This window comes from Clostridium sp. (assembly GCF_018372875.1).
GTDB lineage: Bacteria > Bacillota > Clostridia > Clostridiales > Clostridiaceae > Clostridium.
The window spans coordinates 15,089-41,571 of the sequence record NZ_JAHAIF010000019.1; the positions used below are offsets into that span (position 1 = coordinate 15,089).

Sequence of the window (26,483 nt, forward strand, 5' to 3'; positions counted from 1 at the left end):
AAGAGGAGTAGTGATTATGAGTGAGAAGGTAAAAGAGAAAAGTAATTTTTTTAAAGATTGGATTATGCCAATTATTGTAGCTATTGTAATATGTTTTTTTACAACTAAATATTTATTATTTTGTTCAGTAATAAGTTCTGGATCTATGATGCCTACACTAAATAAGAATGATAGGGTATTAGTTACTAGAGTGTATAATACTGATACCATAAAAGATGGAGATATCGTTGTTTTCTCAAGAGAAGATGAGGAGGACCCAGTGGTTAAAAGAGTAATAGGTGTTGGTGGAGATAAAATTTCTATAAAGAATGGTGAAGTTTATAGGAATGGAGAGTTAATTGATGAACCTTATGTGGAATATAAAGATGATTATACAGGAGATTTCGAAGTTCCTAAAGATAAATTTTTCTTTCTTGGAGATAATAGAAGCAATTCAAAAGATTCAACTGTTTGGGATTATCCATATATAGATAAGGATGATATTATAGGAAAAATGCAAATAAAAATATATCCTTTTAAAGATTTTGGAAGTGTTAAATAAGTAGTAAAAAGAATAATAAAGTTCAAGTAAACAAATACTATTTCTGTTAATAAAAATTAGGAGGGATAGTATGACAAAATTAAATTGTTGTGTTGAATCATGTGCTTTTAACAAAAGTGATTGTTGTTGCCTTAATAACATAGAAGTAGGGGGGCATAAAGCTGAAGCACCTACTAATACATGTTGCCAAAGCTTTGAAGAAAAATCAGGAGCTTTTACAAATGATGCAATGGAACCTGAAATGCATTTAGAGGTTGCATGTGAAGCTAAGAATTGCGTATATAATAGCCAAGGAATGTGTGACGCAGAACATATAGATATAGCTGGAATTTCTGCAAGTGCTATTGGAGAAACACTTTGTGCAACATTTCATTGTGAATAATAAAAAAGAAGCTATCTAATTTTGTAAGATAGCTTCTTTTTTATTAAAATATATTTTGTATATTAGGAATATTAATATCTATAATGCTTTTAGCTAATTTTTCTACAATCTCATTTGACACTAAGCTTTCTGCCATATTTTCAGATTTTATGTAATTACATAATCTTGTAGCTTCACTTAGAATATCGTCTACCTCGCAATGATTAACATATACAGCAGCGATGCTCTTACTTTCTTCTATTTCGTCAATAACATTTAATGCAGTAAGATATGCATTGTCCCAGTCTTTGCTTTCTATGTAGACTCTTATCTCATCATTAGATTCTATAATACCATGACATAATTCATTTAGAGAATTATTAGCAAAAAATACAAAGCCCAATAAACCTAAGAAAGCAATAACAGATATTATTGTATTTCGCATTTGCTACACTCCTTTTCATAATCATCATATAGTTGATATTGAAATTTACCTTTTGTATCATATAGGGCTAGTAAAATATCACTAATGGAGTGAATGTTATGATTTTTAAGCACTTTTTTTATCCATTCCTCATCTTTACCTAATGTAGTAAGGGCGTTTTTATTAACCTTACCATCCATAACTAATATCTTAGGCAACATTGGTTCTTGATTTGATAAAGAAGTAGATGAGGAACTACTTTTCTCTTTTTTTGTAGATAGTGATCCACAAATATCACTATCACTTTTTGGAGATCCTCCACCACTAGATGAACTACTTGAGTTAGAAGGTAGTATTGAAAGTTGACCGTTGTTTTCTAATATAGCATACTGAATTTCGCTTAAATCAAAATAACCTGCTAGTCGAATTTCTTCCATCAATTCATCAATGTTAATCTGTTGCTTTTTCAAACCATAAAAATTAATTTTACTTCTATAAATAAGTATAGTGGGTTCTCCATCTATTATCTTTCTAGCCAATTGGCTCTTTAGTTGAAGTTGAGATAATAAAGTTTTCATAAGTAGTAATGTAATTATTGGAATTATTCCAAGAAGTAAAGGGAATTTAGTATCCTGCATTGGAAGAGCAGCTAAATCTGAAATCATAATAGTAATAACAAATTCATAAGGTTGAAGTTCTCCAATTTGTCTTTTTCCCATAAGCCTCATAACAATTACTACTAGTGAATAAAGAATTGCGGTTCTTATAAATACTATGAACATAATAAACACCTCTAGCACATACTATTTGTAAAAACAATATTAAATATTCACGAAAATAATGAGTTTTTTAAACAATATGTATATAGGTGTATAATAATACTAATGTAAAAGAAATGAATTTGTAAGAAGGGAGAGAATTATATGGATTACTTAAATCTTACTCTTAAAAATAAAGAAATTAAGGTGAAAAAGGGTATTACCTTTAAAGAATTTATAGATAAATATGCTGTAGATGATTTAGCAGTTTTATGTGAATTAAATGGAGATTATTATGAATTAGCTATGGAAATACCAGCTAATGGAGATATAAAGGTAATTGATGCTAATAGTGAAATAGGATGGAAGATATACTCAAGAACTCTTCAATATATTTTTATAAAGGCTACCCTAGATATTTTTAATGATGCAATTATTAAAATAGAGCATTCTATTTCAAAAGGGACATTTGGTGAAATTTATAAATCTCAACCTTTGAATAAGGAAGATATAAATAAAATAAAAAAACATATGGAAGATTTGATTGAGAGAGATATTCCAATAAATAAAATTCAAGTATCTAAGGAAGAAGCAATTAAGATATTTGAAGACTATGGAATGATGGATAAGGTTAAACTATTAAACCAGGTAGATTTAAAGAGGGTTAAATTATATGAATTAGATGGAAGATATGATTATTTTTATGGGCAGATGTCATATTCAACTGGAATAATAAAGGCTTTTGACTTAATTCCATATGCCCATGGATTTGTCTTAAGAAATCCTACAGAAGGGGATATTACAGTATTGCCTGAATTTAAGGAGCAAAAGTCATTAGCTAATATTTTTTATGAGACAGAAAGATGGCTGGATATACTGGGAGTGGGGGAAGTTGGAAGTCTAAATGAAAAGATTATAAATAAAGGACTTACTAATTTAATTTTAGTTTCTGAAGCACTACATGAAAAGAAAATAGCTTATTTAGCAGATAGTATTTCAACAAAGAAGAATGTAAAGGTAGTTTTAATTGCTGGACCATCTTCTTCGGGAAAAACTACTTTTGCACATAGACTTGGAATACAACTAAGAGTTAATGGATTAAATCCAATACCAATATCTTTAGATGATTATTTTGTAGATAGGGTTCATACTCCAAGGGATGAAAATGGAGAATATGATTTTGAATCAATTGAAGCTATTGATTTAAAATTATTTAACGAAAATCTAAAATATCTTTTAGAGGGTAAGGAAGTAGAGATCCCAAGTTATAATTTTAAGACAGGAAATCGTGAATGGAGTGGTCGTAAATTAAAATTACCTGCAAATGGTGTAATTATTGTTGAAGGAATTCATGGATTAAATCCATCACTAACAGATGCTATAGAGGATGATAAAAAATATAAAATATATATATCTGCCTTAACTCAATTAAATCTTGATAATCATAATAGAATTGCAACAACAGATGTAAGAAAAGTTAGAAGAATAGTTAGAGACTATTTATCAAGAGGTTATGGAGCAGAAGAAACTTTAATGATGTGGCCTTCAATTAAAAGAGGAGAAAGAAAAAACATTTTTGTATATCAAGAAGAAGCTGATGCAATGTTCAATTCAACATTAGTATATGAGTTATGTGTATTAAGAGCATATGCTATAAAAGAACTAGAAAAAATAAAGCCAGGTAGTCCGGTGTATAATGAAGCTGTTAGATTAAAATCATTTTTAAACTTTTTTAAAGAAATTGAATTTAGTGATGTGCCAGAGAATTCTATCCTAAGAGAATTCATTGGGGGAAGTTGTTTTTATAAATATTGAAGAGAGGTTTCTAAGTAACTTCTATTTTTAAATAGTCTCATCTTAATAATAAAAATAGTATTATTTATATTATTTTTAAATCTAAGAAAAGAATTTTTCTTATAATAATTCTAAAAAATATATATTTATATAAATATAAAAATATATAAATACACAATAATGAAAAAGAGAATCTCTAGAAAGGATTCTCTTTTCTCAGTATGAATATTAGATTATCTACTTAACTTTTTCACTGTAACATTTTTATTTTCTAATTTCTCTATTAGGTAATCAACATCTCCTGCTTTAAGAATATAAGATAACTTTTTTTCTCTATCATTAAATTCAAAGGATATAATTTTTTTGGGAGAACCTTTCTCCCATTTAACAGCTACACACCTTATACTCTCATATTTAAATCTGTTATTAAATAAAACCATACTGTCTCTAGAGAACATTACTAGATTAAATATAAAAGAAACAAAAAGCAAAACAAAAAATAAAATTATTCCTATAGTTGTAGTTTCAACTACAGCCATATATAAAAGTAGTAAAGCAGCACAGAAAAAGTTCATTTTATCTTTGAAAAATATTTTAAGATGCAACTCTCTTTGATTTCCATAAAAATCACATATGTTTAATAAGAAATATAAAGCAAATAATATACCTAGGAAGATTGCAAATCCAAAAAGTATATTAAGAATAATGTTCATAAAAAAACATCCCTTTCATTGTTGGAGTGGTAATAAATTTAATAAGGTAAGTATAACAAAATAAAGATTGATAATACAGCTAAAATTACTTAAACTAAAAGTAAAATAACTAATGATTAAGGAGAGGTTTTATGAAGAGCGTAGGCGTTTTTGATATTTTAGGGCCTATAATGGTTGGCCCATCAAGTTCTCACACTGCAGGAGCTGCAAGACTTGGAAAAGTGGCAAGATCTGTAGCTAATGGCCCATTAAAAAGTGTAAAGTTTTTATTACATGGTTCTTTTGGGAAAACCTATAAGGGACATGGAACGGATAGAGCATTAGTTGCAGGAATACTTGGAATGGAGCCGAGTGATATACGATTAAGAGATTCTCTAGAGATTGCAAAGGATGAAGGGTTAGATTTTGAATTTATAGAAACAGATTTAGGGGATGCTCACCCAAATACTGTTAAGTTTGTTATGGAAACTAAGAAAGGAAATCATTGTGAAGTTGTAGGTTCGTCTATTGGTGGAGGAAGTATACAGATAACAGAAGTAAATGGTAATAAGGTGGAGTTTACAGGAGACTACCCAACATTAATAATATCTCACCAAGATGTACCTGGAGCAGTTTCTAATGTTACCTCAATACTTTATAAAGAGCACATAAATATTGCTTTTATGAAGGTATTTAGAAAGCAAAGAGGTAAGGGAGCTACAATGGTATTTGAAGTAGATAATAGATTAAACGATGATGTAATAGATGAAATTAAAGGGATAGATTCTATAAGTAGAGTTATTAGAATAAATCCAGTTAAGGAGGAGGAATAATGGATATAGCAAGAAGTGGAGAAGAACTTTTAAGAATTTGTCAAGAGGAGAACATATCCCTTAGTGAATATGCCATAAGATATGAAATGGAAGATAAGGGAATATCAAGAGAAGAACTTTTTGAAAGAATGAGAAAAAATCTACATGTTATGATAACATCTGCTAATGATGGAATGGAAAAAGAAGTTTATTCAGTTAGTGGCCTTATAGGTGGAGATGCATATAAATTAAAAAAGTATCTTGAAAAAGGAGAGACATTAACAGGAGATACTATGGTATTAGCAATGGCTATGGCATTATCTTCATCAGAAGTAAATGCAGCTATGGGAAAAATAGTAGCATGTCCTACTGCAGGTTCTTGTGGAATATTACCAGCAGTTATCTTAGCGGCAGGAAGAAGATTAAATAAAACAGAAGATGAAATGATAGAAGGATTATTTGCATCAGCAGCTGTTGGAATGATAATTGGTATGAATGCAACACTAGCTGGAGCAGAAGGTGGATGCCAAGCGGAATGTGGTTCAGCTTCAGCAATGGGAGCAGCAGCTGTAGTAGAAATGATGGGTGGTACTCCTAAGATGAGTTTAGATGCAGGAGCAATAGTACTAAAGAATGTACTTGGATTAGTATGTGACCCAGTTGCTGGATTAGTTGAAATACCATGTGCAAAAAGAAATTCTTCAGGAGCTATTAGTGCCTTATGTACAGCTGATTTAGTTATGGCAGGTGTAGAATCGAAAATACCTTTTGATGATGCAGTTTCTGCAATGTATAAGGTAGGTAAGTCTCTTCCAGCATCATTAAGAGAAACTGCTTTAGGTGGAGTTGCTGTAACTAAAGCAGGATTAATGTTAAAAAAGAAAGTTTACGGAGAAGAGTAAAATTGGTAAGATAAAAGTGAAAATTACATAAATTTACTAGGGGAGCTAGTACTCTAGCTGAGAGTGGAAAGAAAATTCCTAAACCCTTGAACCTGATATGGTTAGAACCATCGTAGGGAAGTGATAAATTAAAAATACAAAAGTTTATTTGCGTAGCCCTATTAGGCTACGCTTTTTTATTCTTTAGGAAATTATAAAATTTCAATTAGCATAAATCAAAGGTATTATTACATTTTCATATCAAAAAATATAAAATAAAGGATAGTAATTTTATAATTTCCTTACCTTAAGTAAGAAGGAAATAGATATTTATTTTTCTGTGACTTGGAGCTTGCGACGGAACACGAAAAATAAATATCTATGGACTGTGCGACGGAACAAGCAAAATAAATATCCGCTACACCTTTTTTAATGACTTGGAGGTAAATATGGAGAAAAAGGGATTATCAAAAAAATTAGCATTAAGTGGTGTACTTATAGCAATAGCAACTATATTTGGCACATTTTCAATTCCTATATTTGGAGCAAGAATGTCTCCAGTACAACATTTTATAAATGTAGTTACAGCTGTTACATTAGGTCCAGGATATGCTGTAGGAAATGCGTTCATAGCTTCTACCCTTAGAAATATATTAGGAACTGGAAGTCTTTTGGCATTTCCAGGGAGTATGATAGGAGCATTTTTATCAGGAATTTTTTACAAAAAGTTTAATAATATAGAAGCAGGATTATTAGGAGAAATAATTGGGACAGGCTTTTTAGGGGCATTAGTTGCATATCCTATTTCAAATTTAATCTTAGGTAAAGAAGTTGCACTATTTGCTTATGTTATACCATTTTGTATTAGCTGTATAGGTGGAGGAATAATAGCTTATACATTTTTAAATATATCAACAGTTAGAAAAGTTTTATTCTCTTTTTTTATTGATTAAAATATTGTAAAATGGACAATAGTAAAGAAATATAGAAAGAGGTGAGTATTTGAATATCAAAGATACAGCTTTATATGCACTAAAAAAGTTTTATGGATATAATAGCTTTAGACCAGGGCAAATGAACATAATTTTTAATATTCTATCTAAGAAGGATATCTTTTGTATAATGCCAACAGGCGCTGGTAAGTCAATTTGCTATCAAATACCAGCCTTAATAATGAGTGGTGTTACCTTAGTAATATCTCCTTTAATATCCTTAATGAAGGATCAAGTAGACTCACTTAAGGGGAATGGTATTACAGCTACATATATAAATAGTACTCAAAGTATGGAAGAAATAAAGGCTATACTTAAGGATGCTTCTTTAGGTTTATATAAATTAATATATATTGCACCAGAGAGATTAGAGTCTAAAGTTTTTGTTCAAATGATAAGAAATTTACATATTTCACAGGTGGCAGTAGATGAAGCCCATTGTGTTTCAGAATGGGGACATGATTTTAGAGTTAGCTATAGATATATAAAACCTTTTGTAGATTTATTACCTAATAGGCCAGTTATATCTGCATTTACAGGTACTGCTACAGATGAAGTTAAAGAGGATTCTATGAATCTTTTAGGATTAAGAAATCCAATAAAATATGTAGGAGATATAAATAGAGAAAATCTTTCTATTAATATTTTTAAAGAAGAGGATAAGTTAGAAGTAATTAAGGATATTATAAGAGAACATGAAGATGAATCTGGAATAATATACTGTTTATCTAGAAAAGAAGTGGAAAACTTATATTCTTATTTAAGGGAGTATGGATATAATGTATCAATGTATCATGGAGGGCTAGAAGATTATAATAAGGAAAAAGCTCAAGATGATTTTTTATTCGAAAGAACAAATATTATGGTAGCTACTAATGCATTTGGTATGGGAATAGATAAATCAAATATAAGATACATAGTTCATTGTACAATTCCTAAAAATCTTGAATCTTACTATCAGGAGATTGGTAGAGGGGGAAGAGATGGGGAACCTTGTAAGTGTTATCTTTTTTATAATAGAGATGATATACGAAGAGTAGAATTTATATTAAATAAAAGTAGTGGGTTTAAACGTAAGGAAATTGCCTTAAGAAAACTTCAGTCTATGATAGACTTTTGTGAAGAAGATGGTTGTTATAGAACATTTTTATTAAAGTATTTTAATAAAGAATGGTCTCGAAATTATTGTGGAAATTGTAGTAATTGCCTGGGAAATGATGAAGTAAGGGATTTTACTAGAGAAGGACAAATTATTTTGTCAACTGTATATAGAACCCGTGAAAGTTATGGTATATCAGTATTAATTGATATTTTAAGAGGTATAAAAGGACCTAAAATAATAGAGAAAAAGTTAGATAAAATAACAACTTTTTCATTAATGAAGGATTATAGTTCATCCTTTATAAAGGCTATAATTAATGAAATGCTTACACAAGGGTATGTTAACTTAAAGGAAGGAACATATTCTATGTTAAAGTTAAATAATAAATCTATGGATATACTTTTAGGTAAAGCAGACATGTACTTATTAGTAAAAGAAGAAGAAAAACCTATAGATGAGGAATTGTTCCATAAATTAAAGCTTTGGAGAAAAAATAAGGCTATTAAAGAAAATATTAAACCATATATTATTTTATCAGACTCATCACTTATATCAATTGTAAATCAATTACCTAAAAGTGCTGAAGAATTACTTGAAGTTAGAGGTGTTGGTGAGAAGAAGGTAGAGAAGTATGGAGATGAAATTCTGAAATTAATTTCTAATGAGTAGATAGGGAGAGAAGTTGTTAAACAACTTCTCTTTTTCCTTACCTCTAGTAAGAGTGGGGGGATATTTGTTTTGATGTGACTTGGAGCTTGCGATGGAACGAACAAAATAAATATCCTCCTTACCTTATTCATTAAAAATTCTTTGATAGGAATACTCTATAACTTTTAGTGAATATATTTTAAGTAAAAGGAGGGAGTGCATATGAACTTCAAAGAATTTATAGAAAGCGATAGAGAGGCTAGAAACAAGCAGAAATTTGAAGGGAACTTTTTGGATTATCTTGAAATTGTAAAGTCAAATCCTGATATTGCTAAACTAGCTCATAAAAGAATGCATGACATTATAGTAGGCAAAGGGGTTGAATTACTAAAAGCTGAGGAAAATCCCAGGGTTAAAAAGATATATGGTAATGAAACTATAAGAAAATATGATTTTTTTAAGAATGATTTTTATGGAATAGACAAGGTTATTATGAAACTTGTTAATTACTTCAATTCTGCATCTATGAAGGGAGAAGAATCTAGGCAAGTTCTTTATTTAGTTGGACCTGTTGGAGCTGGAAAGTCGTCTTTAGTTGAAAGCTTAAAGAAGGCATTGGAAGAAGCTGATCCTATATATGCTCTTAAGGGATGTCCGATGCATGAAGAACCACTACATTTAATTCCTAAACATTTAAGACCCAAATTTGAAGAACTATTAGGAGTACAAATAGAAGGAGATTTATGTCCTGTATGTAGATATAGGTTAATGCATGATTACAATGGAAAGTATGAAGAGTTTCCTGTGGAAACAAAGACTTTCTCAATAAGATCAAGAAAGGGTATTGGAGTAGTACCACCAGTAGATCCTAACAATCAAGATACATCTATATTAACAGGTTCAATAGATATTTCTAAAATGGATATGTATCCTGAGGATGATCCAAGAATTTTTTCCTTAAATGGTGCTTTTAATGTTGGTAATAGAGGGCTTGTTGAGTTTATAGAGGTATTTAAAAATGATGTCGAATATCTTCATACAATAATTACTGCAACTCAAGAAAAATCTGTGCCATCTCCAGGAAAAGGATCAATGATTTATTTTGATGGACTTATAATTGCTCACTCAAATGAAGCGGAATGGAATAAATTTAAATCAGACCATACCAACGAAGCTATTTTAGATAGAATAGTAAAAATAGAGGTTCCATATTGCTTAGAGTTAGATGAGGAAATGAAGATTTATCAAAAGATAATTAGAAAGAGTAACTTTAAAGCACATATAGCTCCACATACAATTGAGGTTGCTGCTATGTTTGCAATTCTTTCAAGACTTTCTCCATCCACTAAAGTTGATCCTATGACAAAGTTAAAAATCTATAATGGTGAAGAAATTGTAGAGAAGGGAACAACTAAGAGAATAGATATTATGGAGCTTAGAGAAGAATCAGGAACTTATGAGGGCATGAAGGGAATATCAACTAGGTTTATTATAAAAGCAATAGATAATGCATTATCAAACTCAGAGTGTGACTGTATCAATCCATTAAGCATAATGGAGAGCATAATAAAATCAATTAAGGAAATGGATATTGGAGCTGATGATAAGAAGAAATATCTAGGGTTTATACAAGACACTATTAGAAAAGAATATAACAAGATGTTAGAGAAGGAAATTACAAAGGCCTTTATTCATTCATTTAGAGAACAGGCTGAAAGTCTTTTTAATAATTATATAGATAATGCAGAAGCTTTTGTTAATAAGAGCAAAATAAAAGATACTTCTACTGGTGAAGAGTTAAATCCAGATGAAGAGTTTATGAGAAATATTGAAGAGCAAATAGGGGTTTCTGAATCTTCTAGTAAGGGATTTAGGGCGGATGTAACCTCATATATGTTCTATTTAGTAAGAAGTGGAGCAAAGATAGATTATACATCCTATGAACCATTAAAAGAGGCTATAGAAAAGAAACTTATAGCATCAGTAAAGGACCTTTCAAGAATAATAACTAAATCTAGGGTAAGAGATAAGGAACAAGCAGAAAAGTACAATGCAATGGTAGAGGAAATGAAAAATAATGGATATTGTATGCATTGTTGTGATGTTATCTTAAAGTATGCTGCAAATAATTTGTGGAAGGATTGAAACTAGATGGCAATCTTTAGAGATAATAGTGAGAATGCAGTAGAACACGATAGGTCCATAGAAGATAGAAGAAGACATAGGCAGCTAGTAGAAAAGTCTATAAAAGAAAACTTAGGGGATATTTTATCAGAAGAAAGTATTATAGGGGAAGGTAAGAATAAAAAGTTTAAGATTCCAATTAGAGGGATAAAAGAATATCAATTTGTTTATGGAAAGAACTCAAAGGGGGTAGCCTCTGGTACGGGGGAAGAAAAAAGAGGCGATAAAATAGGTGGTGGCAAACCACAAGGAGCAAATGGAAAAGGTGGAGCAGGAAATAGAGAAGGAGAAGACATATATGAAACGGAAATAACATTAGAGGAACTTCTAGATTATATTATTGAAGACCTAGATTTGCCAAATTTAGATAAGAAAAAATATTCTGAGATTGTTACTGAAAGTTCAGGTAAAAAGAAGGGGTATCAGAGATATGGAATTAATCCGCGTTTAGCAAAAAAGAAGACTGTTATGTCTAAAATTGCTAGAAAGCAGGGGAAAAAGAGAGCATTAGCAGAAGAGGGAATAGAAACAGAGATAGAAAGATTTCCTTTTAGAGAAGAGGATTTAAGGTATTACAGAGTAAAGAAAAAGCCTAAAAGAGAAAGTAATGCAGTTATGATATTTATCATGGATGTATCAGGATCCATGGATAGTACTAAAAAATATTTAGCTAGATCTTTTTTCTTTGTATTATCTAAATTCTTAAGACGTAAGTACAATAATATTGCTTTTGAATTTATTTCTCATACAACTGTAGCAAAGAGGGTAGATGAATATGAGTTTTTCCACAAAGCAGAATCTGGTGGAACCTATATATCTAGTGGGGTAAGACTGGCTTTAGATTTAATAAAAGAAAAATATCCACCAGAGGTGTGGAACATTTATCCTGTTTATGCGTCAGATGGGGATAACTGGACAGAAGATAATGAAAGAGCAATGAAAGCCGTAAAAGAATTATGTTCAGTAAGTAATATGTTTGGATATGCAGAACTATTACCTTCTACCTACTCTACAACTATGTATTATAGGTTTTTAAAAGAAATAAATGAAGAAAATTTTATACCTGTAATAGTTAAAGAAAAAAAAGACTTATGGGAGGCATTAAAGTTAATGCTTAGTAAGGAATTAAAGGAGGAGTAGGGTTGGAGTATGTTTTAAAAGATTTAATTGAATGGAATGAGGTTATAGAAAGTAAGGCCAAGGAGCTTGGCTTAAATTTCTATCCTCAAGAATTTGAAATTATAGGGTTTAATGAAATGTTAGGATATGAGGCATATGTAGGTATGCCTTCTAGGTATCCTCATTGGAGTTTTGGTAAGTCTTATGAAAAGAATAAAACACTATATTCCTTTGATTTAACAGGATTGCCATATGAAATGGTAATTAACTCTAATCCCTGCTTAGCATACTTAATGAGAGAAAACACTCTTCCTTTACAAATACTAACTATGGCACATGTATATGGTCATAATGACTTTTTTAAAAATAATAGACTTTTTAAAGAGGGAACTAGAGCTAAATTAGCATTAGAAATGTTTAAGCTTGATGGAGAAATTATTAGAGAATATATTAACGCTCCAGGAATAGGGTATGAAAAAGTAGAAAGAATTTTAGATGCTGCTCATGCAATAAGATATAACATAGGTAGAGTAATTGGAAGAAAAGAAATGACTGATGAGGAAATACGAAAAAATAGAATAGAGGATTATAAAAAGACTATTGAAAATAAAAGTATACTTGATATGGATATGGTAATAGAAGAACCTGTTTTAGATAAGATTCCTTTAGAGCCTTATGATGATGTTGTAGGGTTTATTATTAAACATGGAAAATTAGAAGAATGGGAAAAGGATATTGTCAGAATAGTCAAAAGAGAAACTGAATATTTTATGCCACAAATAGAAACTAAGACTATGAATGAAGGTTGGGCAAGCTATTGGCATTATAATATTTTAAAGAGTTTAGATTTACCTGAGGGATTACACTTTGAGTTTTTGAAAAGGCATAATGATGTGGTTGCTCCTATGTTGGGAGGATTAAATCCATACTATGTAGGCTTTAAAATGTTTGAAGATATAGAAAGAAGGTATGGAAGAGATAAGATATTTGAAGTTAGGTCAATGGAAAGAGATGCTTCATTTATAAGAAGATATTTAACACAAGAATTATGTGAGGAGTTAAACTTGTTCCAATATAGTAAAAAAAGTTTTGATTATGTTATAGAAGAAGTATCAGATGAAGATGGTTGGAAAGAAATTAGAGATAATTTAGCTTTTACAGCTGGATTAGGATCAATCCCATATATAAGAGTGATAGATTTAAATACAAGAGACCTTACTTTAACATTAGAGCATGTATATGATGGAAGAGAGTTAGAGGTAACTTATGCAAAAGAAACATTAAAGTATGTTCAACAGCTATGGGGATATAAGGTTAGATTGTTGACTAAAAATAAAGATAATAAGGAGTTCTATATTAATTGTGATGCGGATAAAAAGATAACAGTAACAGAGAGTAACAAATAGATAGAGAGATGAATAATTTATAGATGAGTAATAAATACTTAGGAGAATAAAATGAATCTTAAAGGTAGTGAAACAGAAAAAAACCTTTATAAAACATTTGCAGGAGAATCAAGAGCAAATACAAAATACTCGCTGTATGCTGAACAGGCAAGAAAAGAAGGATATAGATGGGTAGCAGAGATATTTGAAGAAACTGCAGGAAATGAAAAAGCTCATGCTAGAGAAGTGTTAAAAAAGTATCTTTGTAAAATAAATAATACAGAAGCTAACCTTAGGGATGCTGCAAAAGGTGAAGCGCAAGAATCAAATAGAACTTATAAAGATTTTGAAAATGTAGCTAGAAAAGAAGGTTTTTATGATATCGCAGATTTTTATAAAGAGCTTCAAGAGGTGGAAGAAGCCCATGAAGAAAGATTTATAAAGTTAGCAGATAAGATAAAAGAAAACGAGATGTTTAAGAGTATAGGTCCTTCATTATGGCAATGTATGAACTGCGGTTATATACATGAAGGAACAGAAGCACCTAAAAATTGTCCTTTATGTAATTATCCAAAGTCCTACTTCAAACCTTATTGTAAAGTTAAGTAATTCCTAGGAGGAGAATGATGTATTATAATTTACCCGATAAATATTTTTATCCAGTAGTAGAAAAAGATGATTTAGAATTTGAAGAGAACTTATTTAGGTCTATAGATGTAGAAGTAAGTGAGGAAGAAGAAAAAAGAGAAGTAGTTGATTCAACTGAAGGTAATGAAGTAGTTGAAGATAAAGAGGTAAATGTAGTAAGTGAAAGAGAGGAAAATGATTCTAATATAGACATAAAAGAAGAAGAGGTTATAGAAGAATCTGCAGGAGAAATGAGAGGAGAAGAAGAAACAGAGGATAACACTGAGGATAGTATTGTGGAAGAGGCAGATGAAGAATACTCTTCAAGTGAACAAGAAGCAACAAGAAGTGAAGACATAATTGAAGATGTAGAAATAGTAGAAGATAATGAAGTAGAAGTAATAGAGATTTCTGAAGAAGAAGAGGAAAAAGTTGTAGAAAGTTAATAGTTAAATTTAGAGAGGTGTTTCAAATATTATAAGTTTGAGGCACCTCTTTATATATACATTAAAATGAATTTATAGAATATATTTTAATATATAAATGTTTAGGAGTTAAATAATGGGATATGATAATTTAATAAGAAGTCACTATGAAGATTTAAATAATATGAGTACTATGTTAAGAAATTATATCGAAATATATAGACTACTAATAAGTAGTACAGTAGATTTACATTCTACATCCGTAATAAAAAAGAGTGAAATAAAGCATGCTTTAGAAAGAATAGATGATGTTGGGGAGCTTATAGATGATTTATTAAAGACAATAAAAAAATGTGAAGGGTCTTATGTAAAATATTGTTCACTAAAAAATGAAGTTATATCTGCTAATACACAAAAAGATAGTATATTAACAGAAATACATGATGATATAGACTACCACAATTAGACTTTCCTAGACGTAAATAAAGAATTCTGTAGAACAGAATTCTTTATTAAATATTAATTAAAAATTTTAAATTAAATCTTTTTAAGATGTATTTTGCTAACCATTAAGTAAGCACCTAAAATCATAAAAATAATAGCTAAAAATACTGGTGCTTGTGCATAGTTTGCAATTAAAGCGAATGCAGCAAGGAAGCAACCTGTAATTGTTATAGGAACACCTGTAAAAACACCATCAAAGGAAGAGGTATTATATCTTGCTAATCTATATGCGCCACAAATTGGGAAAGCAATTAAAAGGATTATTCCTAAGATTCCCTTTGGCCCAAAAGTATTTAAATTAAATAATATATATATTAATACAGATGGAGCTACACCAAAAGATACTAAATCAGCTAATGAGTCTAGTTCTTTTCCTAAGTCGCTTGATACTTGTAGAAACCTAGCAACTCTTCCATCGTACCTATCAACTAAACCAGCTATAAGTATGAAAATACTTGCTAAAACATATTGTTTTTCAAAAGTTGAAAGTAGTGAAAATACACCACATGACAAGTTAATGAAAGTAAATATGTTAGGAATACAGCTTTTTCTCATATAATCACTCCTAAAATTACTTTTGTTTACAATGAATAATTATATCATATAAATTAATATAATATAAGAGGAAATATACATTTAAGATAATCTTAATGTAGTTATAGTAATCTTAAATTTTTATTAACTTAAAGAGGAGTTTCTCGACAATATTTGGTATTGGTGATATAATCCTCTGTAGTATTATTAGAGCGGAGGTATATTATGAAAAAGGTTAGGTTCATATATAACCCATACTCAGGTGAAAATATTATATTACATGAATTAGATAAAGTAATGAAGTTACATCAAGAAAAAGGATATCAAGTAGTTCCATATAGAATACAAAAAGATAAGGATATTGATGAAGCTTTTGACATTATAGATAAAGATTATAAGTATGTATTAGTTGCTGGTGGTGACGGTACAGTAGACTCAGTGGTTAATGCAATGATGAACAGAGGAATTGATCTACCAATAGGAATACTACCAGTTGGTACGGCAAATGATTTTGGTAAGTTTATAGGTATTCCTTCAGATGTTACAAAGGCATGTAATCAAATACTTGAATCTGAGCCTAAAGCGGTTGATATAGGAAAAATAAATGATAAGTACTTTATAAATGTGGCAAGTTCGGGATTATTTACAGATGTATCTCAAAAAACTGACTTAAATTTAAAAAATACAATAGGAAAACTTGCCTATTATCTTAAGGGGATAGAGGAAATTCCTAATTTTAGAAGATTAAAGGTTCACTTAAAATCTAAGGAAGTAGATTTTAATGGTGAAATGTACTTAATACTTGTTTTTAATGGACAGACAGCAGGAAACTTTAAGTTAGCAACTAGAGCTGATGTTAATGATGGGTATCTTGATGTTATTATGATAAAGGCAGTACCAATAATAGAGATATTACCTTTATTTATAAAGATACTTAAGGGAGAACATTTAGATTCAGATAAAGTAATATATTTTAAAACAGATGATATCTTAATAGAATCAGAGGAAGATATTGTTGTTGATATTGATGGAGAAAAGGGACCAGATTTTCCACTAAGAATTAGATGTATAAAAGGTGGAATAAAAGTTTTAGGAATAAAATAGTATATTTTTTAATAATTATAAGTAACAGTAGAGTAAGTTAGGAGTGTTCGGAGTGAATTTAGCCTATTATATTTTCTTGTTACTTATAATTTTTTTGCTTATTTTCTTAATGAAAAAGAATTTGAAGGTTTCTCCAAAGAAGATAAAAGCATATATGATGGTGGTAATGAGTCTTTTTGTTTTAAGATACATAGGATTATTTTTGTTATGCATAATGAAAGATGGTAGATTTGTATATATGTTAAAGCCATTACTATTTTTAAATCATCTTGCAATACCATTAATGATTTTAGCTTTGGCGTATGTATATTTAAGATGGGATAAGTTGAGTTTTAACATCAACTACATTATTGCAGTGGTATTAGTTATATTATACGTGGCAACAATGTTTACTATGAAGGGTAAGGTTATCTTTAATCCTATTTATGGATATATAATAAAGATATATAATGAAACAGCATTATTTTTAGGTTCATTAATGATTATAGGGAGTCTTTTAATTTATTGCATATATTTTTTAGACAAGCCTCATAATAATAAAAAAGGTATGATATATTTGATAATTGCATCATTAGTGGTGATATTAGAGAATATATTGTATTTGGGAGGATTACGATTATTTCCATATCCAATTTTCGGTGATGGAATATTTCTTATGATAATGGGATTTGCAATAAGCACCTTTAAAAAGTGATAAATAATTAATAATTTCGCTTAAAACTTTGCTTTTGCAAAGTTTTTTGTTTTTATAGAATTAAAGAGAAATTGCAAAGCAATTTCTCTTCCTTATTAATTATTCATTATCTACTTCTCTTTTTTCTAGAAGATTTACTATGATTTGATTTTCTTTTAGGAGCATCTTCATTACTTCTAGTATTATTTTGTGTTTTTTTAGAAGTGTTAGGTTTTACTTTTTTTCCACTATTATTTCTTGGTGGATTTGCAGGTATTAAGCAATCTTTTCCATTACCAATTAAATCTTCTCTACCAGCCTTAATTAAAGCTTTTTTAACTATCTCATAGTTCTTAGGAACTCCAAATTGAATTAGAGCTCTTTGCATATTTTTTTCTTCTTGAGTTTTTGGAGTATATACCTTTTCTCCTGTTAATGGATTATATCCTATATAGTATATTGTTGTAGATAAACTACCTGGTGTAGGGTAGAAATCTTGAACTTGTTCAGGTGTATATCCCATGCTTTTAACATATTGAGCTAACTCAATTGCAGCGTTTAAATCTGATCCCGGGTGAGAAGACATTAAATAAGGAACTAAATATTGCTTCTTACCTAGCTTCTTGTTTATATCAAAGTATTTATTAACAAATCTATCATATACTTCTCTTGTTGGTTTACCCATTTGAGCTAAAACTCTAGGAGTAACATGCTCAGGAGCAACCTTTAGTTGTCCGCTTATATGATGCTCACATAATTCCTTGAAAAATGTATCATCTTTATCATGAATCATATAATCATATCTTAAACCTGAACGAACAAATACCTTTTTAATTCCCTTTATAGATCTAACTCTTCTTAAAACAGATAAGTATTCTTTGTGATCTATAATAAGGTTTTTACATGGTTTTGGGAACATACACTGCTTATGTTTGCAAGCACCATGCTCTTTTTGAACATTACAAGCTCTGTGTCTAAAGTCAGCTGTTGGTCCACCAACATCATGAATATATCCCTTAAAGTCAGGTAAAGTTGTAAGAAGTTTTGCTTCATCAACAATTGAATCTCCGTCTCTAGTTTGTATTATTCTACCTTGGTGGAAAGTTAAGGCACAGAATGAGCATGAACCATAACACCCTCTATGACTTGTAATAGAAAACTTAACTTCTTGTATAGCTGGGATTCCCCCTAGCTTTTCATAACAAGGGTGATAAGTTCTCATAAAAGGTAAATCATATGTAAAGTTCATTTCCTCATTAGTTAAAGGAACTTGAGGGGGATTTTGAACTAAATATCTATCACCATGTTTTTGGATTATTCCTTTTCCTCTAATAGGGTCTTGTTCATAGTATTCAACTTTAAAGGCATCACCATAAGCAGTTGTATCTGTAGATACTTCCTCAAAAGAAGGAACAGTTATATATTTATCCAATCCTGATATATCCTTTGTTAAATAACAAGTCCCTCTAATGCCTGTTAAAGTATTTGCACTAGCACCATATTTAAACATTTCAGCTATTTGAACAATGGTTTTTTCACCCATACCATATATTAAAAGGTCTGCTTTAGAATCAACTAAAATACTTCTTCTAACTTTATTGTCCCAGTAGTCATAATGAGCAAATCTTCTTAAGCTTGCTTCAATACCTCCAATAACTATTGGTACATCTTTATAGGCTTCTCTTACTCTATTACAATAAACTATTACAGCTCTATCAGGTCTGTATCCGCTTTTACCACCTGGAGAGTAAAAATCGTCATGTCTTTTCTTTTTGGCAGCTGTATAATGGTTAACCATAGAATCTATATTCCCAGAGTTAACAAGGAAAGCATACTTAGGTTTTCCAAGTTTTTTAAAGTCATCTGCATTGTTCCAATTTGGTTGAGCAATAACACCAACCTTAAATCCTTGAGACTCTAAAGTACGTCCAATAATTGCTGTACCAAAAGATGGATGGTCAACATATGCATCTCCTGTAACTATAATAAAGTCTAATTGTTCTATATTTCTTTTTAATAAATCTTCTTTACAAATAGGTAAAAAATCTTTAGCTAATTTCATCTTAAAAACTCCAATTCAGATAAATTATTCCAAGAGGTTTCCACTAATTCTTGTCTATTTATATTAACATAGACATTTTTCATTTACAAATGGGAAAAAGTTGTTTACTTTTAGAAGTCATATAATATAATAAATATTGAAGGATAAGTGCTGACAACTATTGTCAGCTATTTTTGAGTATAACTATATTTGGTATTTTTAAACATAAAAGGTGGTGTAAATAATGGAGGGTGGGCCTCAGCATAGGTCATTGCCAAAACTGAATAAGAGTAAACCTAGAGGAAGCTCTGCATTATTTATAAGTTTATAATGTTCTTCCTCTAGGTAATAAGGAGGAAGCGTTATGAAAAGACTATCAGTTTTTCTATATTCACAGATATTAGGGAAAAATATCTATGATGAGTTTAATGATGTTTTAGGTTCCCTAAAGGATATTTATGTAACTACTGATGAAGGATATCCAAGAGTAATTGGGTACAAGGTGAAAAAAGATGGTTCCACATTTAACTATGAGTTTAAGAGTATATGTGTCTACGATGATAATGGAAGAATTGTTATCAAGACAGTAGGTAGTAGAGAAATATTAGCTAGAACTTATACTTATTTATTATCTAGGAATTTATTAGATAAGAATATAGTAGACATTAACGGTAAACAGGTTGTTAGAGTTAATGATATGAGAATGGCTGAAATTGCTGGGGAGTATAGAGTTGTAGCTGTAGAAACAGGACCATTAGCTAAATTCAGAAGAATGGGCATGAGTGGTGTTGGCAAGGTGTTATATAAGTTCCTAAAGAAAGATTATGAAGATAAGATATTAATGTGGGATGATGTTGAGTCTATAGAGATGGTTAATAATAACCTGCAGTTATCAAAGTCTTATAAGAAATTAACAGCCTTACATCCAGCTGATTTAGCTGATATATTAGAAGATCTAGATGAAAGTTCAAGAAGAGCATTATTTGAATCCTTAGATGAGGATTTAGCTGCTGAAACTTTCGAAGAAATTGAAGATGAATATAAAGGGAGCATAATTAAGGATTTATCAGAAGTTAAAACGGCTGAATTGCTAGAAAATATGGGCAATGATGAAATCGCCGATTTATTAGATGAATTAGATGAAGAAGAAAAAGAAAAGGTCTTAGTAAACTTGGAGCATGAGGATGCAGAAGAAGTACAAGAACTTTTAAGATATGAAGATGAAACAGCAGGTAGTATAATGACAAAAGAATTTATTTCTTTTGGGCTAAATGTTACTGTAGAAGAAACAGTTGAAATACTTAAGGAAATGCAGCCTGATGAAGAAGTTATGTATTATATTTATGTAACTGATGAAGAAGATAAAATTAAAGGATTAGTAATATTAAGAGATCTATTATTAAGCGATGGTAAGAAAAAGCTTTCAGAACTTATGGAAGAAAATATTACCACAGTTAAGCATACAGAATCTATAGAAGAAGTAATAGATAAGGCTGCTAAGTACGATTTGTTATCAACAGCTGTTGTAGATGAAAATAACAGGTTAATTGGTATAGTATTAATTCATGATATAATAGATGAAGAATTTTATCCATTATGGAAAAAGAAGAACAAATCAATTAAATAAGGAATAATATAGGAGAGAAATTGTTGTACAGTTTCTCTTTATTATTGTATAAAGAAAAAAATAAAAAACTGTTGACAATTTTAGGATAAAGCATATAATAAGATTATAAAGCATAGCAAAATACTCTGAATTAAAAACAGTGAAGAAGGAAAGTAACTTTTATGAGGTTTACAGAGAGAAAAGGTAGTTGAGAACTTTTCATCCATATTAATTGTGAAGTGCCCTTTGGAGTTGAGGTCTGAAATAGTAGTAAGATTTTCCGGGTTCACCCGTTATAGTGATAAGGTATGTGCACGTACCTGATAAAAGAGTGGGATTTTTATAATCCAATTAGAGTGGAACCGCGAATTTTACTTCGTCTCTATAATTAATAGAGTCGGGGTTTTTTTATTTGTAAAAAATTAGGATGAAAGTTTTAGCTAAACATTCCGGGATAGCTTTCACCCTAGGCAAAATAAAGTTATTAATACAATAAATTTTAGGAGGTTTTTAAACATGATCTATAATGGAATATTAGAATTAGTAGGAAAAACACCAGTGCTTAAGGTGAATGGTTTAGTTGATGAAAATAGTGCAGAGGTATATGTAAAGCTAGAAAAATTTAACCCAGGTGGTAGCGTTAAGGATAGGGCTGCTTTAGGTATGATTGAAAAGGCTGAAAAAGAAGGTTTATTAAAACCAGGAGTAACAATAGTGGAACCAACAAGTGGAAATACTGGAATAGGTTTAGCTATGATAGGGAAATTAAAGGGATATAAGGTTATAATAATTATGCCTGAAACAATGAGTAAAGAAAGAAGAGATTTAATTAAGGCATATGGAGCAGAACTTGTATTAACAGAAGGTAGCAAGGGAATGAAGGGCGCTATAGAAAAAGCTTTAGAATATGAAAAGCAAGGTGGATACTTTATTCCACAACAATTTGAAAATATAGCAAATCCAGAGAAGCACTATGCTACAACAGCAGAAGAAATATTCGAAGATATAAATGATTTAGATTACTTTATTTCAGGAGTTGGAACAGGTGGAACTGTAACAGGCGTTGGAAAAAACTTAAAGGAAAAAATAAGTGGATTAAAGGTGATTGCAGTTGAACCATCTAAATCTCCAGTTTTAAGTGGAGGGAATCCAGGACCACATAAGATACAAGGTATAGGGGCAGGATTTGTTCCGGGAAACTATGATAGTTCAATTATAGATGAAGTAGTACAAGTGACAGATGAAGATGCATTTAAAACTGCAAAAGACTTTGCTGCACAAGAAGGGGTATTAATAGGAATATCATCAGGAGCAGCAGTGTTTGCAGCATTAGAGTTAGCTAAAAAGGTAGGAAAGGGCAAGAAGATTCTTGCTATTGCTCCAGATGGGGGAGAAAAATATATATCAATGGGGTTATATGACTAGAAAATAGAAGCAAAGGAGTTGTGGCAATGTTCAAAACTTTAAATTATAACTTACGCAGAATTGTAGAAAATGATCCAGCAGCAAGAAGCAAATTAGAAGTATTATTATTGTATCCATGTATTCATGTAGAGATTGCGCATAAGTTATCACATTTTCTATATAAGCACAAATGGTTTTTCTTGGCTAGATTAATATCACAAATAGCTAGATTCTTTACTGGAATAGAGATTCATCCAGGTGCTACAATAGGAAAGGGATTATGTATAGATCACGGAATGGGTGTTGTTATTGGAGAAACAGCAGAGATTGGTGATGATGTTTTAATCTATCATGGTGTAACACTTGGAGGTACAGGAAAAGATAAAGGGAAAAGGCATCCTACTATAGGTAATGGAGTGGTAATAGGAGCAGGGGCTAAAGTATTAGGACCTATAAAAGTTGGAGATAATGCAAAGATAGGAGCTAATGCTGTAGTTGTTAAAGATGTTCCAGAAGGAGCAACAGCAGTAGGAATTCCAGCAAAAAATATTATTAGACCTAGTACGACTATTATTGAAATAAGTGACTTTAGGGGAGCAAAGAAAAAAATATTTAATGATATGGTGATATAAAAAATGAGTTTAAAGGAAGAAGTTTTGTCATACTGCAACAATTTAGGATTAACAAACATTGGTTTTGTAAAGTGCAGAAAATTTAATGAGCTTGAAGACTTTTACGAAAAAAGAAAAAAATTAAATATACAAAATGAGTTTGAAGAGGAAGATATTCAAAAAAGAATAAATCCAAATCATTATATGGAAGAGGGAAAGACTATAATTTCTATAGCTTTCCCTTATCTTCATGACAAAGAATATTTTGATAATGGATTTTCATTATACACTAGAGGTAATGATTATCACAGGGTACTAAAGGGTTACCTAGATAAAATTTGTGAATTTATAAGATTAAAGGGTGGAAAGGCTATATCCTTTGTAGATAGCAATACATTACCTGAAAGGTATATAGCTTATTTAGCCGGTGTAGGTTTTATAGGAAAGAACAATATGTTAATTACTAAAGAATATGGTTCCTATGTATTTTTAGGAGAAATAATTACAGATTTAGAAATGTATGATGATGATAATGGTAACTTTGAAGAACTTATGAAACATAAAGAATGTGGACAATGTGCTATTTGTTTTGGAGAGTGTCCTACAAAGTCAATTAATCCTAATAGAAAAAATTCTAATATATGTTTATCATATATTACTCAAAAAAAGGATCTAGAAGAGTGGGAAATTAAGGCCTTGAAGGGAAGAACTTTTGGGTGTGATAGTTGTCAACTAAGATGTCCATATAATAAAGAAATCAAGTTTTCTCAGATAGAAGGGTTTAAACCACTAGAGTTTATGGAGAAAGATTATAGCGATAATATAGTTAATATGGGGAATGGAGAATTTAAATCCACATTAAAGAATACATCTTGTGGGTGGAGAGGCAAGAATGTACTAAAAAGAAATGTTCTAATTAGGATGAAAATGTATAATGGAAAAGATGTTAGTGCAATAAAAACAGATTCTCCATATATACAAGAATATATTAATAGAATAAAAAATATTAAATAAAGAATATAATTTAAGCCTTAGTATTTGATAAATTAAAAATAAATCTATACTAAGGCTTTTTTGTAAATAGTATTTCATATCCAAAGTTTTGAAACTGCCGAATTAATTTTATCCCAAGATGTTTTAAAGCTTTCCATTTCTTCTAATCCTTCTGAGGTAAGAGAGTAGTATTTTCTATCTGGTCCTAAAGGGGATGGTCTCTTAGTACCTTTAATTAACTTTTTCTTCTCTAGCCTTAATAATAGGGGATACAATGAGCCTTCAGCAAACTCTGTGAAGCCTAACTCCTGTAATGTTTCGTATATTTCATATCCGTAGGTTTCCTTATTATTTATAATTTTAAGAATTACACCATCCATTAAACCCTTTAATAATTGGGAATTAGTTGACATTCTAATCACTCATTTCTATTAATTATATTTTATAGTTAATTAAGAAATCTTTTTTAAATAATTTTGAATTAATAAAATTGGAATCAATTCTAGAATAAATATTACTAATAATAAAGTATAGGGTAAATTTGTTGATAAAAAGGTAGAAGTTTCATTTAGTGAGTTAATAACACTAATATTAAATACTCCAAATAATCCCGCTATTATATATGAAATTAAATTAATAGAATTTTTCTTTATTTTATAAATAAACAAGTATGTTAATCCACCTACTATAAATCCAATTAGTGAATATACTATAGTTGATATTGTAATTGTATGAGTAAATAAAGTACCTATTAAACCTAAAATTGCGAATAAAAAGCTTGTTTTAATTACACTTAATATAAAATTAGTTCTGGAAATTGTAGAAGCATATGAATCTATAATATTATCAATAAAAGTAGAAAGATTACCTCCTATAACATCTAAAAAGTCTTTTTTAGAATTTTGATTTCTTAATAACATTTCATAAATATCTTCTAGAATTTCGTCTCTAGCAGATGAAGGTATTAAAGCACAGTTTATTTTACTTTTAATAGTCCCAAATCCAGTGTAATAATCTCCTTTTAATTTACTGATATCTAATTGCATAGTTAACCCTCCTTTAATATATTGTAAACATGATAGTAAGAAAAGAACTATCTTGTTTAACAAGTTACAACTACATTGTAAAGCAATATAGTGCCAAAGTCAAATTATTTGTGGAAGTTTTTCAAGAAATTCATATGTGATATAATATATTTCGGTGGATAAAAGTTACAATTACTTAGGAGGAGTTTATGTTTAATATAGGTTATATAGGTAATGGAAAGAGTACTAATAGGTATCATATTCCATTCGTATTAGAAAGAGATAATATAAAAATTAAAACTATATATAGGAGAAATCCAGAACATGATATTTGGAGCAAGATCCCAGGAGTTAAATATACATCGGATATATATGAATTATTAAATGATGATGAAATTAATCTAGTAGTAGTATGCACCCATCAAGATAGTCATTATGAGTATGCAAAAATGGTTTTGGAAAGCAATAAACATTGTTTAGTTGAAAAACCATTTATGAAGACATCAGAGGAAGCAAAAGAAATATTTAAATTGGCAAAAGAAAAGGGACTTATAGTTCAAACTTATCAAAATAGGCGCTTTGATAGTGATTTTTTAACAGTTCAAAAAGTAATAGAGGAAGGAAAACTTGGAGAATTATTTGAAATTGAAATGAATTTTGATTATTATCGCCAAGAGGTACCAGAGCATAGTAAATATGAAGGTGCTAATAATTCTTTTCTATATGGACATGGCTGCCATACTATAGATCAAGTAATTAGTTATTTTGGAAAGCCAGATAAGATTAATTATGATGTGAGACAATTGCTAGGGGAAGGAAAAATGAATGATTACTTCCAAGTGGATATGTTTTATGGTAATTTAAAGATATCTGTTAGATCAAGTTATTTTAGAATAAAGGAAAGACCTAGTTTTATAGTGTATGGAAAGAAAGGGTGCTTTATAAAGCAAACTAAAGACCGTCAAGAGGAACATCTAAAGTTATTCTATATGCCAGATAACAAAGACTTCGGAGTTGATACATTAATGCATTATGGGGATATAACTTATATTGATGATAGTGGTGAAATTCATGAGGAAAAGGTTAAATCTGTTCAAGGGGATTATGGTAGAGTATATGATGATTTATATGAAGCTATAGTAAATGGAGCTCCTAAAAAGATTAAAGATGAAGAAACCTTATTGTTGATGGAAATATTAGAAGAAGGTATAAAGGGGTTAAAGTAGTATATAAGGTAGGTGTA

Annotated in this window: 27 protein-coding genes, 1 riboswitch and 1 other annotated feature; of the genes, 20 read left to right on the forward strand and 7 right to left on the reverse strand. The window is 30.0% G+C overall.

Going from position 1 to position 26,483, the window contains the following annotated elements; translation table 11 throughout:
- Positions 1 to 16: 16 nt before the first annotated feature.
- Positions 17 to 541, forward strand: a complete 525-nt coding sequence (gene lepB / locus KIB46_RS08260; RefSeq protein WP_156559790.1) for a signal peptidase I — start codon at positions 17 to 19, stop codon at positions 539 to 541.
- Between the two features lie 70 nt (positions 542 to 611).
- Entirely contained in the window at positions 612 to 923 is a 312-nt protein-coding gene (locus tag KIB46_RS08265; RefSeq protein ID WP_156559788.1) for a DUF1540 domain-containing protein, read from the forward strand.
- Between the two features lie 43 nt (positions 924 to 966).
- Here KIB46_RS08265 and KIB46_RS08270 read toward each other — a convergent pair whose 3' ends face one another.
- Both KIB46_RS08270 and KIB46_RS08275 read right to left on the reverse strand, forming a co-directional pair.
- Positions 967 to 1,347 (reverse strand): DUF4363 family protein, encoded by a 381-nt coding sequence (locus KIB46_RS08270; RefSeq protein WP_156559786.1) that lies wholly within the window; start codon positions 1,345 to 1,347, stop codon positions 967 to 969.
- Positions 1,332 to 2,108 carry a DUF421 domain-containing protein gene (locus KIB46_RS08275; RefSeq protein WP_156559783.1) on the reverse strand — a complete coding sequence of 259 codons (777 nt, stop codon included), beginning with the start codon at positions 2,106 to 2,108 and terminating at the stop codon, positions 1,332 to 1,334. Before KIB46_RS08275 ends, KIB46_RS08270 begins: the two co-directional genes overlap by 16 nt.
- A gap of 141 nt (positions 2,109 to 2,249) precedes the next feature.
- Here KIB46_RS08275 and KIB46_RS08280 point away from each other — a divergent pair, with 141 nt between their 5' ends.
- Positions 2,250 to 3,899 (forward strand): nucleoside kinase, encoded by a 1,650-nt coding sequence (locus KIB46_RS08280; protein WP_291671400.1) that lies wholly within the window; start codon positions 2,250 to 2,252, stop codon positions 3,897 to 3,899.
- A gap of 212 nt (positions 3,900 to 4,111) precedes the next feature.
- Here the strand turns inward: KIB46_RS08280 and KIB46_RS08285 are convergent, their stop codons facing one another.
- Positions 4,112 to 4,591, reverse strand: coding sequence for a hypothetical protein (locus KIB46_RS08285; RefSeq protein WP_156559777.1), 480 nt, complete (start codon positions 4,589 to 4,591; stop codon positions 4,112 to 4,114).
- 131 nt (positions 4,592 to 4,722) lie between these two features.
- Between KIB46_RS08285 and sdaAB the strand changes: the two genes are divergently transcribed.
- From sdaAB to KIB46_RS08335, 10 genes are all read left to right on the forward strand, one after another.
- Positions 4,723 to 5,403 (forward strand): L-serine ammonia-lyase, iron-sulfur-dependent subunit beta, encoded by a 681-nt coding sequence (gene sdaAB / locus KIB46_RS08290; RefSeq protein ID WP_156559775.1) that lies wholly within the window; start codon positions 4,723 to 4,725, stop codon positions 5,401 to 5,403.
- Positions 5,403 to 6,284, forward strand: coding sequence for an L-serine ammonia-lyase, iron-sulfur-dependent, subunit alpha (sdaAA, locus tag KIB46_RS08295; RefSeq protein ID WP_156559772.1), 882 nt, complete (start codon positions 5,403 to 5,405; stop codon positions 6,282 to 6,284). The genes sdaAB and sdaAA overlap by 1 nt, the downstream gene beginning before the upstream one ends.
- Positions 6,285 to 6,312: 28 nt before the next feature.
- A riboswitch (TPP riboswitch) is annotated at positions 6,313 to 6,420 on the forward strand.
- 292 nt (positions 6,421 to 6,712) lie between these two features.
- Complete coding sequence (gene thiW, locus KIB46_RS08300) at positions 6,713 to 7,216, forward strand: energy coupling factor transporter S component ThiW (protein ID WP_156559770.1); 504 nt, start codon at positions 6,713 to 6,715, stop codon at positions 7,214 to 7,216.
- 49 nt (positions 7,217 to 7,265) lie between these two features.
- Positions 7,266 to 9,026: a DNA helicase RecQ gene (gene recQ / locus KIB46_RS08305; protein WP_291671401.1), complete on the forward strand. Its 1,761-nt coding sequence runs from the start codon at positions 7,266 to 7,268 to the stop codon at positions 9,024 to 9,026.
- 201 nt (positions 9,027 to 9,227) lie between these two features.
- Entirely contained in the window at positions 9,228 to 11,150 is a 1,923-nt protein-coding gene (locus tag KIB46_RS08310; protein WP_156559766.1) for a PrkA family serine protein kinase, read from the forward strand.
- Positions 11,151 to 11,156: 6 nt separating this feature from the next.
- Positions 11,157 to 12,329, forward strand: coding sequence for a sporulation protein YhbH (yhbH, locus tag KIB46_RS08315; RefSeq protein ID WP_156559763.1), 1,173 nt, complete (start codon positions 11,157 to 11,159; stop codon positions 12,327 to 12,329).
- Between the two features lie 2 nt (positions 12,330 to 12,331).
- On the forward strand, positions 12,332 to 13,714 hold the full coding sequence (locus tag KIB46_RS08320; protein ID WP_156559760.1) for a SpoVR family protein: 1,383 nt from the start codon (positions 12,332 to 12,334) through the stop codon (positions 13,712 to 13,714).
- A 51-nt stretch (positions 13,715 to 13,765) separates the two neighbouring features.
- A complete protein-coding gene (locus KIB46_RS08325; protein ID WP_156559757.1) occupies positions 13,766 to 14,302 on the forward strand; it encodes a rubrerythrin family protein in 537 nt (178 codons plus the stop codon).
- Between the two features lie 17 nt (positions 14,303 to 14,319).
- The gene (locus tag KIB46_RS08330) at positions 14,320 to 14,766 is read left to right on the forward strand and encodes a hypothetical protein (RefSeq protein ID WP_291671402.1); all 447 of its coding nucleotides are present in this window, start codon (positions 14,320 to 14,322) and stop codon (positions 14,764 to 14,766) included.
- A 115-nt stretch (positions 14,767 to 14,881) separates the two neighbouring features.
- Positions 14,882 to 15,211: a hypothetical protein gene (locus tag KIB46_RS08335; RefSeq protein ID WP_156559752.1), complete on the forward strand. Its 330-nt coding sequence runs from the start codon at positions 14,882 to 14,884 to the stop codon at positions 15,209 to 15,211.
- A 71-nt stretch (positions 15,212 to 15,282) separates the two neighbouring features.
- On the opposite strand, the gene pssA is transcribed toward KIB46_RS08335, so the two are convergent.
- Entirely contained in the window at positions 15,283 to 15,804 is a 522-nt protein-coding gene (gene pssA, locus KIB46_RS08340) for a CDP-diacylglycerol--serine O-phosphatidyltransferase (protein WP_027098772.1), read from the reverse strand.
- A 204-nt stretch (positions 15,805 to 16,008) separates the two neighbouring features.
- On the opposite strand from pssA, the gene KIB46_RS08345 reads away from it, so the two are divergent.
- Together KIB46_RS08345 and KIB46_RS08350 are read left to right on the forward strand one after the other, a co-directional pair.
- Positions 16,009 to 16,887, forward strand: coding sequence for a YegS/Rv2252/BmrU family lipid kinase (locus KIB46_RS08345; RefSeq protein WP_156559750.1), 879 nt, complete (start codon positions 16,009 to 16,011; stop codon positions 16,885 to 16,887).
- Between the two features lie 52 nt (positions 16,888 to 16,939).
- Positions 16,940 to 17,581 carry a hypothetical protein gene (locus KIB46_RS08350; protein WP_291671403.1) on the forward strand — a complete coding sequence of 214 codons (642 nt, stop codon included), beginning with the start codon at positions 16,940 to 16,942 and terminating at the stop codon, positions 17,579 to 17,581.
- A gap of 106 nt (positions 17,582 to 17,687) precedes the next feature.
- On the opposite strand, the gene KIB46_RS08355 is transcribed toward KIB46_RS08350, so the two are convergent.
- Complete coding sequence (locus tag KIB46_RS08355) at positions 17,688 to 19,622, reverse strand: YgiQ family radical SAM protein (RefSeq protein ID WP_291671404.1); 1,935 nt, start codon at positions 19,620 to 19,622, stop codon at positions 17,688 to 17,690.
- A gap of 343 nt (positions 19,623 to 19,965) precedes the next feature.
- On the opposite strand from KIB46_RS08355, the gene KIB46_RS08360 reads away from it, so the two are divergent.
- From KIB46_RS08360 to queG, 4 genes are all read left to right on the forward strand, one after another.
- The gene (locus KIB46_RS08360) at positions 19,966 to 21,228 is read left to right on the forward strand and encodes a CBS domain-containing protein (RefSeq protein WP_156559741.1); all 1,263 of its coding nucleotides are present in this window, start codon (positions 19,966 to 19,968) and stop codon (positions 21,226 to 21,228) included.
- A gap of 130 nt (positions 21,229 to 21,358) precedes the next feature.
- Positions 21,359 to 21,594, forward strand: a binding site (T-box leader).
- 129 nt (positions 21,595 to 21,723) lie between these two features.
- Positions 21,724 to 22,632: a cysteine synthase A gene (gene cysK / locus KIB46_RS08365; protein ID WP_291671405.1), complete on the forward strand. Its 909-nt coding sequence runs from the start codon at positions 21,724 to 21,726 to the stop codon at positions 22,630 to 22,632.
- Positions 22,633 to 22,658: 26 nt separating this feature from the next.
- Entirely contained in the window at positions 22,659 to 23,243 is a 585-nt protein-coding gene (gene epsC, locus KIB46_RS08370) for a serine O-acetyltransferase EpsC (RefSeq protein WP_156559735.1), read from the forward strand.
- Positions 23,244 to 23,246: 3 nt separating this feature from the next.
- A complete protein-coding gene (gene queG, locus KIB46_RS08375) occupies positions 23,247 to 24,236 on the forward strand; it encodes a tRNA epoxyqueuosine(34) reductase QueG (RefSeq protein WP_291671406.1) in 990 nt (329 codons plus the stop codon).
- A gap of 74 nt (positions 24,237 to 24,310) precedes the next feature.
- On the opposite strand, the gene KIB46_RS08380 is transcribed toward queG, so the two are convergent.
- Positions 24,311 to 24,628: a PadR family transcriptional regulator gene (locus KIB46_RS08380; RefSeq protein ID WP_291671407.1), complete on the reverse strand. Its 318-nt coding sequence runs from the start codon at positions 24,626 to 24,628 to the stop codon at positions 24,311 to 24,313.
- A gap of 39 nt (positions 24,629 to 24,667) precedes the next feature.
- Positions 24,668 to 25,261, reverse strand: coding sequence for a hypothetical protein (locus tag KIB46_RS08385; RefSeq protein ID WP_291671408.1), 594 nt, complete (start codon positions 25,259 to 25,261; stop codon positions 24,668 to 24,670).
- Between the two features lie 188 nt (positions 25,262 to 25,449).
- On the opposite strand from KIB46_RS08385, the gene KIB46_RS08390 reads away from it, so the two are divergent.
- Complete coding sequence (locus tag KIB46_RS08390) at positions 25,450 to 26,466, forward strand: oxidoreductase (RefSeq protein ID WP_156559726.1); 1,017 nt, start codon at positions 25,450 to 25,452, stop codon at positions 26,464 to 26,466.
- Positions 26,467 to 26,483: the final 17 nt, after the last annotated feature.